This is a genomic window from Deefgea tanakiae (genome assembly GCF_019665765.1).
In the GTDB taxonomy this organism is placed as follows: Bacteria; Pseudomonadota; Gammaproteobacteria; order Burkholderiales; family Chitinibacteraceae; genus Deefgea; species Deefgea tanakiae.
Map to the genome: position 1 here is coordinate 230,884 of NZ_CP081150.1, position 16,555 is coordinate 247,438.

The 16,555-nt window shown below is 48.9% G+C and carries 10 protein-coding genes, 2 tRNA genes, 3 rRNA genes, 2 pseudogenes and 1 other annotated feature; of the genes and pseudogenes, 9 read left to right on the forward strand and 8 right to left on the reverse strand.

What is annotated here, in order from left to right:
• The first annotated feature begins 10 nt into the window (after window positions 1-10).
• The 3 genes from K4H28_RS01120 (at window position 11) to mnmA (ending at window position 3,748) form a co-directional block, all read left to right on the forward strand.
• Window positions 11-1,759, forward strand: a complete 1,749-nt coding sequence (locus K4H28_RS01120; protein ID WP_221006449.1) for a response regulator — start codon at window positions 11-13, stop codon at window positions 1,757-1,759.
• 445 nt (window positions 1,760-2,204) lie between these two features.
• The gene (locus tag K4H28_RS01125) at window positions 2,205-2,687 is read left to right on the forward strand and encodes an NUDIX hydrolase (protein ID WP_221006450.1); all 483 of its coding nucleotides are present in this window, start codon (window positions 2,205-2,207) and stop codon (window positions 2,685-2,687) included.
• Window positions 2,684-3,748: a tRNA 2-thiouridine(34) synthase MnmA gene (mnmA, locus tag K4H28_RS01130; RefSeq protein WP_221006451.1), complete on the forward strand. Its 1,065-nt coding sequence runs from the start codon at window positions 2,684-2,686 to the stop codon at window positions 3,746-3,748. The genes K4H28_RS01125 and mnmA overlap by 4 nt, the downstream gene beginning before the upstream one ends.
• A 511-nt stretch (window positions 3,749-4,259) precedes the next feature.
• Here mnmA and K4H28_RS01135 read toward each other — a convergent pair.
• From K4H28_RS01135 to grxC, 4 genes are all read right to left on the reverse strand, one after another.
• Entirely contained in the window at window positions 4,260-5,252 is a 993-nt protein-coding gene (locus tag K4H28_RS01135) for an NAD(P)H-dependent glycerol-3-phosphate dehydrogenase (protein WP_221006452.1), read from the reverse strand.
• Between the two features lie 41 nt (window positions 5,253-5,293).
• A complete protein-coding gene (locus K4H28_RS01140; RefSeq protein ID WP_221006453.1) occupies window positions 5,294-5,710 on the reverse strand; it encodes an SH3 domain-containing protein in 417 nt (138 codons plus the stop codon).
• A 40-nt stretch (window positions 5,711-5,750) separates the two neighbouring features.
• Window positions 5,751-6,239, reverse strand: a complete 489-nt coding sequence (gene secB / locus K4H28_RS01145) for a protein-export chaperone SecB (protein WP_221006454.1) — start codon at window positions 6,237-6,239, stop codon at window positions 5,751-5,753.
• A 102-nt stretch (window positions 6,240-6,341) separates the two neighbouring features.
• Window positions 6,342-6,596, reverse strand: coding sequence for a glutaredoxin 3 (grxC, locus tag K4H28_RS01150; RefSeq protein WP_221006455.1), 255 nt, complete (start codon window positions 6,594-6,596; stop codon window positions 6,342-6,344).
• A 572-nt stretch (window positions 6,597-7,168) separates the two neighbouring features.
• On the opposite strand from grxC, the gene K4H28_RS01155 reads away from it, so the two are divergent.
• From K4H28_RS01155 to K4H28_RS01180, 6 genes and pseudogenes are all read left to right on the forward strand, one after another.
• Window positions 7,169-8,702, forward strand: a 16S ribosomal RNA gene (locus tag K4H28_RS01155).
• A 104-nt stretch (window positions 8,703-8,806) separates the two neighbouring features.
• A tRNA-Ile gene (locus tag K4H28_RS01160) sits at window positions 8,807-8,883 on the forward strand.
• A gap of 8 nt (window positions 8,884-8,891) precedes the next feature.
• Window positions 8,892-8,967, forward strand: a tRNA-Ala gene (locus tag K4H28_RS01165).
• 369 nt (window positions 8,968-9,336) lie between these two features.
• Window positions 9,337-12,228: ribosomal RNA gene (locus K4H28_RS01170) — 23S ribosomal RNA — on the forward strand.
• Between the two features lie 234 nt (window positions 12,229-12,462).
• Window positions 12,463-12,576, forward strand: a 5S ribosomal RNA gene (gene rrf / locus K4H28_RS01175).
• The 16S, 23S and 5S rRNA genes sit together here with 2 tRNA genes alongside, the layout of an rRNA operon.
• A gap of 211 nt (window positions 12,577-12,787) precedes the next feature.
• Window positions 12,788-13,069, forward strand: a pseudogene (locus K4H28_RS01180) (transposase); the annotation flags it as partial.
• Here the strand turns inward: K4H28_RS01180 and K4H28_RS01185 are convergent.
• The 4 genes and pseudogenes from K4H28_RS01185 to K4H28_RS01200 form a co-directional block, all read right to left on the reverse strand.
• The gene (locus K4H28_RS01185) at window positions 13,054-13,872 is read right to left on the reverse strand and encodes an IS30 family transposase (protein ID WP_221007906.1); all 819 of its coding nucleotides are present in this window, start codon (window positions 13,870-13,872) and stop codon (window positions 13,054-13,056) included. The pseudogene K4H28_RS01180 and the gene K4H28_RS01185 sit on opposite strands and share 16 nt — an antisense overlap.
• A gap of 32 nt (window positions 13,873-13,904) precedes the next feature.
• Window positions 13,905-13,976: pseudogene (locus tag K4H28_RS16875) on the reverse strand (helix-turn-helix domain-containing protein); the annotation flags it as partial.
• 78 nt (window positions 13,977-14,054) lie between these two features.
• A protein-coding gene (locus tag K4H28_RS01195; RefSeq protein ID WP_221006456.1) for an IS3 family transposase occupies window positions 14,055-15,274 on the reverse strand; the annotation gives its coding sequence in 2 pieces (ribosomal slippage) (window positions 14,055-14,995 and window positions 14,995-15,274; 1,221 coding nt in all).
• Window positions 14,883-14,999: a sequence feature (AL1L pseudoknot), on the reverse strand. Its footprint overlaps the gene before it by 117 nt.
• A 51-nt stretch (window positions 15,275-15,325) precedes the next feature.
• Window positions 15,326-16,546, reverse strand: coding sequence for an EAL and HDOD domain-containing protein (locus K4H28_RS01200; RefSeq protein WP_221006457.1), 1,221 nt, complete (start codon window positions 16,544-16,546; stop codon window positions 15,326-15,328).
• Window positions 16,547-16,555: the final 9 nt, after the last annotated feature.

Below are 16,555 nucleotides of genomic sequence, written 5' to 3' on the forward strand. Positions count from 1 at the left end.
AAATTGATTCATGGCGATTAGTTCAAACGATCCGGCTGTTTTGGAGCGAACCACTGCGCTGAGCTATCGCAACGCAAATAGTGGTCCAGTTGTCTGTATTGTTGCCGCATCGGCTTTGTTTTATGTGTATCACGCCACCCAATCGATGAGTTTGCTGGGTCTATGGTGGGGCATCGCTTGTACTTTTTCCTTGTACGCCCTATGGGGAATACGGCGCTTTCAGACTCATCATGAGCAATATTCAATGGCCGGTTGGCGACACCAGCATGTTGTTGGCGTGACCATTAACAGCGTTATCTGGGCGGTCGGTGGCACGTATATGATGCTGGCTGGGTCGCCTGACCTGAAGGTATTTACGGCCTTGATTTTCACGGCACTCGCCGTTGGCTCTATGCCCGTTTTAGGCACCATTACGTCGGTGATGCGGACCTATTCCTTTGCGGTCAGTTTACCGATGATGTTGAATGGCCTATTCAATCATTCGCCGCTTGATTTAACGCTGGCGGGAATGGCGCTTTTCTTTTTCATAATCCAGTTAAAAAGCACTCAGATTTATCACGAGACGGTTGTAGAAAGTTTGGTGCTCGAATTAAACCAAACTCGCTTGGCCGAAGAATTAGCACAGGCGCGTAATGCTGCTGAGCAAGCGAATCGCGCCAAAAGTGAATTCATTGCCAATGTGAGCCATGAAATCCGCACGCCGATGAATGCCATTGTGGGGATGGCGCATTTGCTTGAGCAAACACCCTTATTGCCCAATCAGCAAGAAAGCGTCGAAGTGATTAGCCATTCCTCTGATCTACTGCTGGCGCTGGTCAATGATGTGCTGGATCTGTCGAAAATCGAAGCCGATTGTCTCGATATTGTCGCTAGCTCTTTTCATTTATTGGATTTGTTGCAGGAAATGCGGCAAATGTTTCGCGCAGCAGCGCAAAATAAAAGCATCGGCTTGGTGCTGAATTACCAAGGCGAGCAAGATCTCTATTTGCTAGGCGATGCGCTACGCTTGCGGCAAGTGTTGGTGAATTTACTAGGCAATGCGATTAAATTTACCCAGCAAGGTTATGTGCAGTTAGACGTGATTGCTCAATCGACGGGGTCGTCGTGTCAATTACAGATTGCGGTGCATGATACTGGGATTGGTATTTCCGCCGAGCGCCTACCGCATATTTTTGAAGCTTTTGTGCAGGCCGATAACTCTCTCACTCGCGCGTATGGGGGGACGGGTTTGGGCTTGACGATTGCGCGGCGTTTGGTGCGCAATATGGGGGGCGAGCTGACCGCAACGGCCAATGCGGAGGCTGGCTCGACGTTTCAGTTTGAATTATTGTGGCCACAGCTTGCTGCGCCCGTCGCAGTGACTGCAACGCCGATCAGAGTACCCGCGCCAAACCCACTGCGTATTTTGTTGGCCGAAGATAATCCATTCAATCAACTGGTTGCCAAACGATTGCTGGAAAGCCAAGGCCACACCGTGATTTGCGCTGATAATGGGCAGATCGCTTTGGAAATTATGGCCCAACAAACCGTTGATCTCGTGCTGATGGATATGCAAATGCCAGAAATGGATGGCTTAGAAGCCACGCGACGCATTCGTTCGATAGAGCAAAGCGCATCAGCGCGTACGCCGATTATCGCGCTAACGGCCAATGCTATGACCGAAGACCGGCAGCGTTGCGTGGATGCGGGTATGGATGATTTCCTCACTAAACCCATCCGCCCTGAATTACTTCAGAAAGCACTGCTGGAATGGGCTTGATGACGTAATCGGGTGAGCTTTTCTCGCTCGCATGCCATGGTTTAAAATTGTATTTCTGGTTATGTTCAGATTTGGTGTTGATATCGTTTCGCACTCGTCGAGTTGGGGTTTTAAAACCCCTCATATCAAACCGACGAAGTCGGTGCAGATATATGGGTCGCCTTCTTTTGCTTACTTTTCTTGGCGAAGCAAGAAAAGTAAGTCCCCATCGCGGGTTGCGATTGTAAAACACCGTGCCGCAGGCACTTAAAATCATCAACACCTAATCTGAACATTGCCGTATTTCTGTGGGTATATGACTGTAGCTATTGTTAAATAATTACTATGTTTGTATACCTATAGATATCGCGCCTATCTAGACATTGTGTTGATGTTGTACCAAACCCCAAGTGACGCTGCGTTCAGGTAAAATCAGCCAATCCAATCTATTTCAAATTGACACACCATGTGGAAACCCAATGCCACCGTTGCGGCGGTGATTGAGCGCGATGGCCGTTTTTTAATGGTCGAAGAGCGTATTAACGGCGAGCTCAAACTCAATCAACCTGCTGGGCATGTTGAATTTGGTGAGTCGATTGTCGCTGCTTGCGCGCGCGAAACTCGTGAAGAAACAGCTTATCACTTTACGCCAACCGCGTTTCAAGGCCTGTATCAATGGACGGTGCCGGGAACGGATTTAACGTATTTGCGCTTTGCCTTTACTGGCGAGCTGGGTGAGCATGATGAATCGCTGGTGCTGGGCTTGGCGGATGAAGGCATCGAGGCTGCAGTGTGGTTGACGCGCGATGAGCTGGTTGCGCGGGCGGAACAGCATCGCAGCCCGCTGATTTTGGCGTGTGTGGATGATTATTTGGCGGGTAAATCTTATCCGCTGGCGATTTTACAGATGTTCGATGAAGTTCAAAAGTTCGATGGATTAGTGAAATGAGCAAAATTGTAATTGGATTGTCGGGGGGCGTAGATTCCTCAGTCGCCGCGCATTTACTCAAAGCGGCGGGGCATGAAGTGCACGGCGTGTTTATGCAAAACTGGGAAGACGACAATAGCGACGAATATTGCTCGATCAAAGAAGACAGCATGGACGCGATTGCGGTCGCCGACTTGCTGGAGATCGACATCGAGCTGGTCAATTTTGCGACCGAATACAAAGACCGCGTGTTCGCGCATTTCCTTGCTGAATACTCGGCTGGCCGCACGCCGAATCCCGATATTTTGTGTAATAGCGAAATCAAATTTAAATCGTTTTTGGAGTTTGCGATTAAGCTCGGCGGCGCGAAATTGGCGACTGGCCATTACGCGAAAACACGCTTGCGTGCCGACGGGCGCACCGAAATGCTGCGCGCAGCCGATCAAAGCAAAGATCAAACGTATTTCCTTTATCGCTTAAGCCAAGAACAAATATCCCACGCGGTGTTCCCGCTGGGTGATTTGCAAAAAACAGAAGTGCGCGTGATTGCCGAGCAAATTAATTTGCCGAATGCGAAGAAAAAAGATTCCACTGGCATTTGCTTTATCGGCGAGCGTCCATTTCGCGAATTTTTGAATCGTTATTTGCCGAAAACGCCGGGCAAAATGGTCACGCCGGAAGGCAAAGTGATGGGCGAGCACCAAGGCCTGATGTACCACACGCTCGGCCAACGCGGCGGCCTTGGCATTGGCGGCACCAAAGGCAATACCGAGCCATGGTTTGTTGCGGGCAAGAATCTGGAAACCAATGAGCTGCTGGTAGTGCAAGGCCACGATCATCCGTTGCTACTGAATAACACGATGATCGCGCAAGATTGCTCATGGATTTTGGGCGAAACGCCAGCGGAAGGGCGCTACACCGCCAAAACGCGTTACCGCCAGCAAGACGCTGCATGTACGCTGAGCTATGTCGACGGCGGCGTGAAGCTGGTGTTCGATGAACCACAATGGGCGATGACACCGGGACAATCGATGGTGTTGTATAAAGATGAGGTTTGCTTGGGTGGCGGGATTATTCAGTGAGATCAGAGTTTCTGAATAAGCGAGACTTGAAAAATAATGCTTAGTACAAAAGCTATGCACATTTTTCGGCGTTGGTTTATACGTAAATCTAATTGGGTTTACCGCCTAGCCTTAATTCCGACTGCCCCAAGTGTTGTGGCATTTGTTCATTTGGTGACGCCCAGCGTATTTAGTGGAACAGACAATATTTCAGGTATGGATCCAATGACTAGGCTGATTATGTGTGTATTCTTAGGTGTTGGGGCTGGCCTGATCTATGCACTATATATTCATCTGTTTTCATTAATTGCGAACCTGCTAGATCATTTTCGACCGCTTGGTGGGTTGGACTAAACGAAGTGCAGCCCAACGTGTACCTTGAATGTAGGGCTTCGCAAGCTCAGCACCAACCTACAAAAATGCTTGCTTTGGTGTGCGTTTATCTTCGAATGAAAAAGCCACTCAATAGAGTGGCTTTTTCATGTGTATTGTAATAGAGCCCTTATGCATAAATGACTAGAGTTAAATACCCTTACTGCATCGTTTCCATCTTCGGGCTGCGGCCCATCAGGTCGGTGATGATTTCGCTGACCGGAACGTTTTCAAACAGTACTTGGCAAACGGCGCGGCTGATTGGCATTTCTATATTCAGCGCGGCGGCTTGGCTCACTACTTCACGTGCAGTCGGTACGCCTTCGGCGACGTGGCCGAGGTTTTTTAAGACTTCGTCCAGATTTAAACCTTGCGCGAGCAAGAGTCCAACACGGCGGTTACGCGATAAATCGCCGGTTGCAGTCAGCATCAAATCGCCAATCCCCGCCAAGCCCATCATCGTTTCGGCTTTACCGCCGAGCGCAGTCGAGAAGCGCGCCATTTCAGCGAGACCACGCGTGAGTAGTGCGGCGCGGGCATTCAGGCCAAGGTTCAACCCATCAGCCACGCCAGCGGCAATCGCCATGACGTTTTTCACCGCCGCGCCGATTTCAACGCCAATCAAATCGTCGCTGGCATAGAGGCGCAACACGCTCGTATTTAAATCGTGTACCACTTGCTGGGCAAAATCAGCGTCGCTGGAGGCAATCGTAACCGCCGCAGGTAGGCCTTTGGCGACTTCTTGCGCAAAACTTGGGCCAGATAACATGCCGCGTGGGATTGCATCGTCCATTTCTTCTTGCGCGACTTGGTGCGGCAATTTCATCGTTCCGGCTTCAAGGCCTTTACACGCCCAAAGTACGGGCGCAGTGCTACCGAGTTCGCGCAACGCTTTCAGTGTGCTGCGCAATCCTGCCATCGGCGTCACAATCAAAATCAATCCAGCATCGGCGATGGCGTCGGCAAGTGAGGCGGTGACGGTGAGATTGCTCGGGAAGGGAGCATTAGCGAGGTAGCGCTCATTGCTGCCAGTGGCTTGCATCTGGGCAACTTGTTCGGCTTCACGTGACCAAAGGCTGACAGTTTGACGATCAGCAAAACGAATGGCGAGCGCGGTTCCCCATGCGCCAGCACCTAAAACGGCGAGTTTCAATGTGTGTTCCTCGTGAGGTTTTTGCGAAGTAGCGAGCGCAATTAAGCGCCCCAAACGTCTTCGATACGAATGTAGCCACTTTGGCCATCGCGATGTTTGACTTTGATCCAGCCCGTGTTGCTGGCATCGAGGCGTTCCAGCAGCACATTACGTTCTACTTTAAACAATGTAGGGGCATTACTATCGGCCGATTGGCGTACATCGCTAAGGCGATTGACTTGCACAAAGCGGCGAGTGCTGACATCCGACTTTTTAATCCAGCTCAGTGTACCGTCGCGGTCACGAACGCGAACCCAGTCACCTTGTTCGCTCATCACTTCGAACGGAATATTAGCGCTCAGAATAAAGCGTTTAGCCGATGTGTCGGCAGGAGTATCGTAAAATATGACGCCGTGACGTGCTGTGGAGCGATATTCAACCGCCTGAGCGCCACTTGCCAATGCGGCAAGTAGGCTCATGGCAATCACTCGTTGACTCGGCGCCAAAAGCGCCTGCCAATTAATGAGTGGTTTGTGCATTCGCGGCTTGTTCAGCAGCTTGCTGACGTTGTTGCATATAGATGCCTTCGAAATTGATAGGCTGCAACAGGAGAGGTGGGAAGCCAGCACGGGTCGTCAAATCAGAAACGGCTTCACGCAAGTATGGGAACAAGATGCTAGGGCAACCGATGCCAAGCAATGGATCCATTTCAGATTCAGGAACGTTTTCGATTTGGAATAAACCAGCTTGAGTTACTTCAACCAAGAAGATGGTTTTGTCTTCTGTTTTTGCAGTGGCAGTCACAGTCAGGCTGGCTTCAAAGAAGCCATTGTCAAAACCGCGAGCTTGGTTGCGGAATTGAATATTGAATTCTGGCTGCTCTTGTTCCATAAATGCATTCGGTGCACTTGGTGACTCAAGAGAAATATCAGTTACGTACAATTTTTGTACGGCAAATACTGGCTGTTGTGATTCTTCTGCTGCAACTGCTTGGTTTTCTTCACTCATGATCCATCCCTTAATTGATGCGGTTGTTATATAAAAAGAACTCTAAATAGGTTCGGCTGAAATCATCGCATAGTTTCCTGCTTTGATGCCACCGACTGTGTACTATTTGTTAAGTAGTGGATCAAGTTTACCGGCACGATCGAGTGCAGCTAAATCATCAAAACCACCTACATGAAAATCATCAATATAGATTTGCGGTACGGTGCGTTGCCCACGAGAGGCCATCACTTCGCGTTGGCTAGGGTCGAGGTCGACACGAATCTTTTCTAAATCAGTAACACCTTTATGCTGTAACAAGCGCTCAGCCCGATCGCAATAAGGGCAATAGCCAGTGCTATACATTACTACTTTGGCCATATAAGACTCCAGAGGCACGCGGCCCATATAGTTGATTGTTTGAAACAACATAGGGGCGAAACAAGGGGAATCAAGAGTTGCTGTACAGAGATTGCGGGATATATAGATATATATAATGCGATTTGGTTGCCATTTTGAGCTTGGACTGTCTGGTTTTGGCTTCTGTTTTCATTTTTTGATAAGAATCTCTCATCTATAAACCCAAAAGACGCGCAAGCGCCTTTTGGGTTTTGTAGTTTTGCTTCAGTTTTGTGTGAAGTTGGTTTCTATGTAAATCAACAACTTATCGCCTTCTGTCCATTTTCTTTGTCGGTAGGTGTTGACGTGTCTGCGGGGCGTGGGTATAGTTCGGCCTCTCTGCTGCTGACACAGCAAACGAAACAAGCGGTTCTAAAGCAAGTTTCGGTGTCTAAGCCACTGATCTTTAACAAAATACAGCCGATGAGTGTGAGTGCTTGATTTGCAAGTCAAACAAGTGCTTGCATTCACAAATGAGAAATAACTCGATGTTTACATCGAGGCGCTTTAAGTTTTGAGCGCAAGCCAAGTAGTACAAAATTAGCACAGAGATTAAACGAAAGAGTTTGATCCTGGCTCAGATTGAACGCTGGCGGCATGCTTTACACATGCAAGTCGAACGGTAACAGGGTGCTTGCACCGCTGACGAGTGGCGAACGGGTGAGTAATACATCGGAATGTACCCAGTAATGGGGGATAACGCTTCGAAAGGAGTGCTAATACCGCATACGCCCTGAGGGGGAAAGTGGGGGACCGCAAGGCCTCACGTTATTGGAGCAGCCGATGGCTGATTAGCTAGTTGGTAGGGTAAAGGCCTACCAAGGCAACGATCAGTAGCGGGTCTTAGAGGACGATCCGCCACACTGGAACTGAGACACGGTCCAGACTCCTACGGGAGGCAGCAGTGGGGAATCTTGGACAATGGGCGAAAGCCTGATCCAGCAATGCCGCGTGCGTGAAGAAGGCCTTCGGGTTGTAAAGCGCTTTTGTCGGGGAGGAAATCCTAGTGGCTAATAACTACTGGGGATGACAGTACCCGAAGAATAAGGACCGGCTAACTACGTGCCAGCAGCCGCGGTAATACGTAGGGTCCAAGCGTTAATCGGAATTACTGGGCGTAAAGCGTCCGCAGGTGGCTTGATAAGATAGACGTGAAATCCCTGGGCTCAACCTAGGAATTGCGTTTATGACTGTCTCGCTAGAGTATGGGAGAGGGGGGTGGAATTCCACGTGTAGCAGTGAAATGCGTAGAGATGTGGAGGAACACCGATGGCGAAGGCAACCCCCTGGCCTAATACTGACACTCATGGACGAAAGCGTGGGGAGCAAACAGGATTAGATACCCTGGTAGTCCACGCCCTAAACGATGTCTACTAGTTGTTGGGCTTTTCGGAGCTTAGTAACGCAGCTAACGCGTGAAGTAGACCGCCTGGGGAGTACGGTCGCAAGACTAAAACTCAAAGGAATTGACGGGGGCCCGCACAAGCGGTGGATGATGTGGATTAATTCGATGCAACGCGAAAAACCTTACCTGGTCTTGACATGTACGGAATCCTTTAGAGATAGAGGAGTGCCTTCGGGAACCGTAACACAGGTGCTGCATGGCTGTCGTCAGCTCGTGTCGTGAGATGTTGGGTTAAGTCCCGCAACGAGCGCAACCCTTGCCATTAGTTGCTAACATTTAGTTGAGCACTTTAATGGGACTGCCGGTGACAAACCGGAGGAAGGTGGGGATGACGTCAAGTCCTCATGGCCCTTATGACCAGGGCTTCACACGTCATACAATGGTCGGTACAGAGGGTCGCTAACCCGCGAGGGGGTGCCAATCTCACAAAACCGATCGTAGTCCGGATTGCACTCTGCAACTCGAGTGCATGAAGTCGGAATCGCTAGTAATCGCGGATCAGCATGTCGCGGTGAATACGTTCCCGGGCCTTGTACACACCGCCCGTCACACCATGGGAGTGGGTTTCACCAGAAGTAGGTAGGCTAACCGCAAGGAGGCCGCTTACCACGGTGGGATTCATGACTGGGGTGAAGTCGTAACAAGGTAGCCGTAGGGGAACCTGCGGCTGGATCACCTCCTTTCAAGAGAAAGACGAACAAATTAAGTACTCACACTCATCGGCTGTAGATTTGAAGAATGTCGGATTGATTGAGATGAATAATCTGAATTGAGATGACAACGATATGGGTCAGTAGCTCAGTTGGTTAGAGCACCGTGTTGATAACGCGGGGGTCATAGGTTCGATTCCTATCTGACCCACCACCTTAGTTGGGGGCTTAGCTCATCTGGTAGAGCACCTGCTTTGCAAGCAGGGGGTGAACGGTTCGAGTCCGTTAGCCTCCACCATTAGTTTGGTCTGGAACTACCTAGTAGAAAATAGAATTCTATGGATTGCACGATGTATTGTGCAGTGTATTTTATTCTGGTTTCTAAAATTAGAATGATTCACGAAAGTGAATTGAAATATCGATCTTTAACAAAATAGAAGAAGTAATTAATTCCAATAAACATTGTTGTGGAATTAGATTTAGAGATTACTGCTTGCAGTGATGGATAAATTTGATTTCAAAGTAAATATATTGGGTTGATTGTATCTGTTCAGTTGAATTGGTCTCATGCCAGTTTGATTGAACCGCAAGTGAAATGAGAACTCACTTGCAAGTCGCAAATACGATTTCAGTAACTTGAAATACGTTTACGTGTTTGAGGTTATAGGATCAAGCGAATAAGTGCATCTGGTGGATGCCTTGGCGATGATAGGCGACGAAGGACGTGATAGCCTGCGATAAGCGTGGGGGAGCTGGCAAAGTGCTTTGATCCCACGATTTCCGAATGGGGAAACCCGGCCCTTTTGGGTCACTCTAGACTGAATACATAGGTCTAGTAGAGCGAACCCGGTGAACTGAAACATCTAAGTAACCGGAGGAAAAGAAATCAACCGAGATTCCCAAAGTAGTGGCGAGCGAAATGGGAAGAGCCTGTACGTGATAGCAGTAGACTTAATAGAATGGAATGGAAAGTCCAACCATAGTGGGTGATAGTCCCGTATATGAAAAGTCAATTGTGGTACTAAGCGTACGAGAAGTAGGGCGGGACACGAGAAATCCTGTTTGAAGATGGGGGGACCATCCTCCAAGGCTAAATACTCATCATCGACCGATAGTGAACCAGTACCGTGAGGGAAAGGCGAAAAGAACCCCGGGAGGGGAGTGAAATAGAACCTGAAACCGGATGCATACAAACAGTGGGAGCCCTTGAAAAATGGGGTGACTGCGTACCTTTTGTATAATGGGTCAGCGACTTACGTTCAGTAGCAAGCTTAACCGAATAGGGGAGGCGTAGGGAAACCGAGTCCGAATAGGGCGCATAGTTGCTGGGCGTAGACCCGAAACCAAGTGATCTATCCATGGCCAGGATGAAGGTGCGGTAACACGCACTGGAGGTCCGAACCCACTAACGTTGCAAAGTTAGGGGATGAGCTGTGGATAGGGGTGAAAGGCTAAACAAACTTGGAAATAGCTGGTTCTCCTCGAAAACTATTTAGGTAGTGCCTCATGTATCACTGACGGGGGTAAAGCACTGTTATGGCTAGGGGGTCATCGCGACTTACCAAACCATGGCAAACTCTGAATACCGTCAAGTGCGAGCATGGGAGACAGACCTGGGGTGCTAACGTCCTGGGTCAAGAGGGAAACAACCCAGACCGCCGTCTAAGGTCCCAAATGATCAATTAAGTGGAAAACGAGGTGGGAAGGCACAGACAGCCAGGATGTTGGCTTAGAAGCAGCCATCATTTAAAGAAAGCGTAATAGCTCACTGGTCGAGTCGTCCTGCGCGGAAGATGTAACGGGGCTCAAATTGATAACCGAAGACGCGGATATGACCATTTATGGCATATGGTAGAGGAGCGTTCTGTAAGCCTGTGAAGGTGTCTTGAGAAGGATGCTGGAGGTATCAGAAGTGCGAATGCTGACATGAGTAGCGATAAAGGGAGTGAAAAGCTCCCTCACCGAAAACCCAAGGTTTCCTGCGCAACGTTCATCGGCGCAGGGTGAGTCGGCCCCTAAGGCGAGGCAGAAATGCGTAGTCGATGGGAAACAGGTTAATATTCCTGTACTTGATATAAGTGCGATGTGGGGACGGAGAAGGTTAGGTTAGCCAACTGTTGGAATAGTTGGTTTAAGTGTGTAGGCGGATCCCTTAGGCAAATCCGGGGGGTCTTAACGCTGAGGCATGATGACGATTCACTTAGGTGATGAAGTAACTGATACCCTGCTTCCAAGAAAAGCCACTAAGCTTCAGCTTATATTGAACCGTACCGCAAACCGACACAGGTGGGTAGGAAGAGTATTCTAAGGTGCTTGAGAGAACTCGGGAGAAGGAACTCGGCAAATTAACACCGTAACTTCGGGAGAAGGTGTGCCTTATAGGTGAAGAACCTTGCGTTTGGAGCTATATAAGGCCGCAGAGAAATGGGGGCTGCGACTGTTTATCAAAAACACAGCACTCTGCCAACACGAAAGTGGATGTATAGGGTGTGACGCCTGCCCGGTGCTGGAAGATTAAATGATGGGGTGCAAGCTCTTGATTGAAGTCCCAGTAAACGGCGGCCGTAACTATAACGGTCCTAAGGTAGCGAAATTCCTTGTCGGGTAAGTTCCGACCCGCACGAATGGCGTAACGATGGCCCTACTGTCTCCTCCCGAGACTCAGCGAAGTTGAAGTGTTTGTGAAGATGCAATCTCCCCGCTGCTAGACGGAAAGACCCCGTGAACCTTTACTGTAGCTTTGCATTGGACTTTGAAGTGGTTTGTGTAGGATAGGTGGGAGGCTTTGAAGCTGAGACGCTAGTTTCAGTGGAGCCGTCCTTGAAATACCACCCTGACCCCTTTGAGGTTCTAACCTTGGTCCGTTATCCGGATCGGGGACCGTGCATGGTAGGCAGTTTGACTGGGGCGGTCTCCTCCCAAATTGTAACGGAGGAGCTCGAAGGTCGCCTAGGTACGGTCGGACATCGTACTGATAGTGTAATGGCAAAAGGCGGCTTAACTGCGAGACCGACAAGTCGAGCAGGTGCGAAAGCAGGACATAGTGATCCGGTGGTTCTGTATGGAAGGGCCATCGCTCAACGGATAAAAGGTACTCCGGGGATAACAGGCTGATTCCGCCCAAGAGTTCACATCGACGGCGGAGTTTGGCACCTCGATGTCGGCTCATCACATCCTGGGGCTGTAGCCGGTCCCAAGGGTATGGCTGTTCGCCATTTAAAGTGGTACGTGAGCTGGGTTCAAAACGTCGTGAGACAGTTTGGTCCCTATCTGCAGTGGGCGTTGGAAATTTGAGGGGGGCTGCTCCTAGTACGAGAGGACCGGAGTGGACTGACCTCTGGTGTACCGGTTGTCACGCCAGTGGCATTGCCGGGTAGCTAAGTCGGGAAGAGATAAGCGCTGAAAGCATCTAAGCGCGAAACTTGCCTCAAGATGAGATTTCCCTAGGGTTTTAAATCCTCTAAAGAGTCGTTCGAGACCAGGACGTTGATAGGTTGGGTGTGGAAGCGCAGTAATGCGTTAAGCTAACCAATACTAATTGCTCGTGAGGCTTGATCCTATAACCTGAGACGCGTAATGCGACGAAGATATAGTCAACCCAAAGAAAGTAGAGTGTACGTAAGTGCATGATACGAAAGATAAATACTGAGACAGTGTGGTTGGAAAGTGTAGTATAATTACTTCTTCTATTGATTTGTGAGTTAGCGCTGTAGGCGTGTTACTAGAAATAGTGCAGCTGAATGCGATAATTCAAAGTGTGGTGAGAAAACTCACCGCACCAGACAGTTTAATGTCTGGCGACCATAGCGAGGTGGTCCCACTCCTTCCCATCCCGAACAGGACAGTGAAACACCTCAGCGCCGATGATAGTGCGGATTGCCCGTGTGAAAGTAGGTCATTGCCAGACTTCCCTAAAGAAGAGCCCGATTCGAAAGAGTCGGGCTTTTTGCTGTGTGCTGGAAATGAGGTATGTAGTGGCACACTGAATTTGGCCACCTGATTAGAGGTGTTATGCTCCAACTCGTAAGCAATTAGGAGAGGTAGCCTGAGTTGGGTGGACACGCCTGTTTGGTAAAATCGAGCCAACAGGAGGCCGTAATGAGTAAAAAAGAAATCAACGTTACACACCCGAATTTAGAAGTGAAGCGCTCAAGCTCGTCAGCGAACAAGGCATGTCCGTGGCGCAGGCTGCTCAGCGGCTCAATATGTCCGTCGGCACTTTAGCTTCATGGAATACACAAGCACGTAAAGCGCATCTGGCTCAGCCGCCTGAATCGCTCAACGTCACCGAGCTCACCGCTGAATTAAAGCAACTGCGCAAAGAATTGGCAGAGACCAAAATGGAGCGTGATATTTTAAAAAAGGCCACGGTGAGTTCAACCGGTCATTGCAACGCGTGAGCCAATTTCTCAGCGGCCGAAATATATCCTAAAACCTTTCTCGGGCGTTGATTCAGTTTTTGCGCAACCTTGTCTAGGTATTGCTGTGAGTACCCAGATAAATCAGTGCCTTTGGGAAAGTACTGACGTAACAACCGATTGGTATTCTCATTACTTCCGCGCTGCCATGGGCTTTGTGGATCGCAGAAGTAAACCGCCATCTCTGTCGAGGCATGAAATGATTCATGGTCAGCTAGCTCACCACCACGATCCCAGGTGAGCGTTTTACGCAGTGTCTTCGGTAAAGCTAAAACCTGACGGGTCAGTGCGGACACGACACTTTTCGTATCCTTCCCATCGATTTGAATCAGCATTGTAAACCTAGAATGTCGTTCGACTAACGTCGCAATATGAGAGTTCTTAGATCCTGAAATTAAATCGCCTTCCCAGTGCCCAGCAACAAGTCTAGTTTCTACTTCAGCAGGCCGATCTTTAATCGACACAAGACGAGTAATGCTGGTCCTAGAGGACTCCTCGGATGAGGCATATTTTGAGCGCCTCATGACCCTACGAGATCGGAGGTGTTTGATTAATTCCTTTTTCAGCACAGCTCTTGCTTGGATGTACAAGCTACGATAGATCGTTTCATGCGATATTTGCAGATCTGTGTTTTGAGGGTACTGACGTTTAAGCCAACCCGCAATTTGCTGAGGTGCCCAGTCCAACTGTAATTTCTCGGCGACAATGCTTTGTAATGTTGAATTAGTAGCAAGTCGGCATTGTTTGGGACGAGTGGCAAAATCCCACGCTCGTTGATCGGCAATATTGGCCCCTCGCGCCCACCATTACGATTAACCTCGCGACTCACTGTAGATACCGCACGCTGAATGTACTCAGCAATGCACCTGAATGACTGCCCAGCAGAAATTCCACGAGATCCTCCCGCTCTGACAAAGTAAGAGCAAGCTGAATCGCACCGAGTTTCGCGGAGGCTGTTTGGTTTGAGTCAGACCAACACGGCCTGCTCGCTTTGATTACGATAATAGTTTGCCTCTGCTTCCGCGGGTGGAATGTGGCCAATCGACCCAAGCAAACGATGGTGATTGAACCACGAAACCCATTCCAATGTCGCTAGCTCCACAGATTCTAGACTTTTCCAAGGTCCCAAACGGTGAATCACTTCTGTTTTGTAGAGTCCGTTAATCGTCTCCGCTAATGCATTGTCGTAACTATCGCCAGTTGTACCCACTGATGGCTCGATGCCAGCTTCAGTCAATCGTTCGGTGTAGCGAATCGAAACATATTGCGAACCTCGGTCGCTGTGATGAATCAACGCCTCACGCTCTGGCTGTCGCGCCCAAAGGGCTTGCTCCAACGCATCCAGCACAAACTCGGTTTGCATGTTGCGGCTCACTCGCCAGCCCACGATATAACGAGCAAAAACATCGATCACAAAAGCTACATAGACAAAGCCTTGCCAAGTCGACACGTAGGTAAAATCCGACACCCAGAGTTGATTCGGTCGTTCGGCTACGAATTGACGATTTACATGATCGCGGGGGCAAGCAACGGCAGGATCGGGACGTGTCGTTCGCACCGCTTTGCCACGCGATACGCCGCGTAAACCGAGGCTTCGCATCAAGCGTTCAACGGTACAGCGCGCCACAGTATGTCCATCTCGCTTGAGCTGCCGCCATACTTTTACCGCACCGTACACCTGATGATTCAATTGCCAGACACGCTCAATTTCACCGCTCAGTTGCTCATCACGAATGGTACGCTGACAACGCAAAGCTGGATTGCGCAGCCGAGCGGCGTAACGTCGATAGGCTGACGGGGCGACCTGTAATAGCTTGCAGATCGGCTCGACCCCGTGCTGCTCACGGTGGGTATCGATGAATCCTCTTACGATTTCAAGCGGCGGTCGAGCTCCGCCTGTGCGAAATACGCGCTGGCCAGTCGCAGAATTTCGTTGGCTTTTTTAAGTTCGCGCACTTCGCGTTCTAGCGCTTTAATGCGTTCGTTCTCTGCTGAATTTTTGTTGGCTTGAACGGTATCGCCACCTTGCCGACAGCACCATGTGCGCAGCGTTTCTGGCGTGCAGCCTATTTTGCTGGCAATTGAAACGAGGGTTGCCCATTCAGATGGATATTCGGCAAGGTGCTCAATGACCATGCGAACAGCCCGTTCGCGGACTTCGGGGGAAAAGTGAGTTGATTTCTTCATAGCGCCATTCTCTCAAGAATTGGAGCCGCCGCGAAACCCGGTGCGATTCACTTAAACACCTAATTCTTCAACCCAATTTAGAGCTTGCACATGTGAACGGTTTAGCATGTCTGGTGTTATTTGTAATTGCTCACATAAGCGAGGAACTTCAGACATCTCTGGGTCTTCACAAGCCTCAGCAAGCTCTAAGAATGGACCATAGATACCGCTATGCTCCATTAAAGCATCGCTGACGGATTCAGGTAGAATTAAGGTCTCTAAGATTTTATCCATAGGCATATCAAGGAGTACATCGAGCAAAGAGAACATGCCGACAATAAACAAATTATCTTTGTCTTGACCGTCGAGTAAATGACCACCTAGCAATTCAACAAGCCGACCACGCGTAACAGCTGTTTTTAGAAGTGCGGGTGGACTTCCTGTTTCGGCACCGGCAGTTACAAGCAATAGTGTCAACCAGCGATATAGCTTTTGATAGCCCAGTATAGTCACGGCATGTCTAAATGACTGGATTTCACAAGATAAACCAAAACCAGCGGAGTTGATGTAGCGTAATAATTTAAAAGAGAGTGCTACGTCTCGTTTGAGTGCATTTTCAATGTCGCGGATTTCTGCATTATTTCGAAGCATATTGAGTAGCTGCAATATGTTTGCATACCCTGGGTTGATTACTTTGGCTGATAGTGTTTCTGGGTGCGCAAAATAGTAACCTTGGAAACAATCCATCCCAATATCTAGGCACTGTTTGAATTCATCTTTTGTTTCAACTTTCTCTGCAACTTGAAGAATTGGGTGACGACGTAGCTCTTTTGATAGAGCAGGTACCTGAGCCATTCCTAACTGTTGAATGTCTAATTTAATATAATTAGCAAACTCAATCATTGGCGCTGTTTGTGGCGTTAAAATAAAATCATCAAGAGCGATTCCAAAACCTTGAGACCTTAAATCTTTTAGTCGATTTAATAACTCTGCACTAGGTTGCGTAGATTCAACAATTTCTAATACAACTCGCTGCGGCTGTAATAACTCTAGAAAATTACTTTCTAGCATTGATTCTGCAACATTAATGAATGCTAACTTGCTTCCGACAAGCCAGTCTGTACCCATATTAGAAATCGTGTTTACAAGGACATTTGTACCTGCTTGCATATCACTTGAGAACTCAGCAGATACAGATTCTTTATTGAGACGAAATAAGAGTTCGTATCCAATAATCTGTTGTTGCCGATTTAAAATAGGCTGGCGTCCAATAAAAGCATGCTCTTGCGTCATATATGGCTA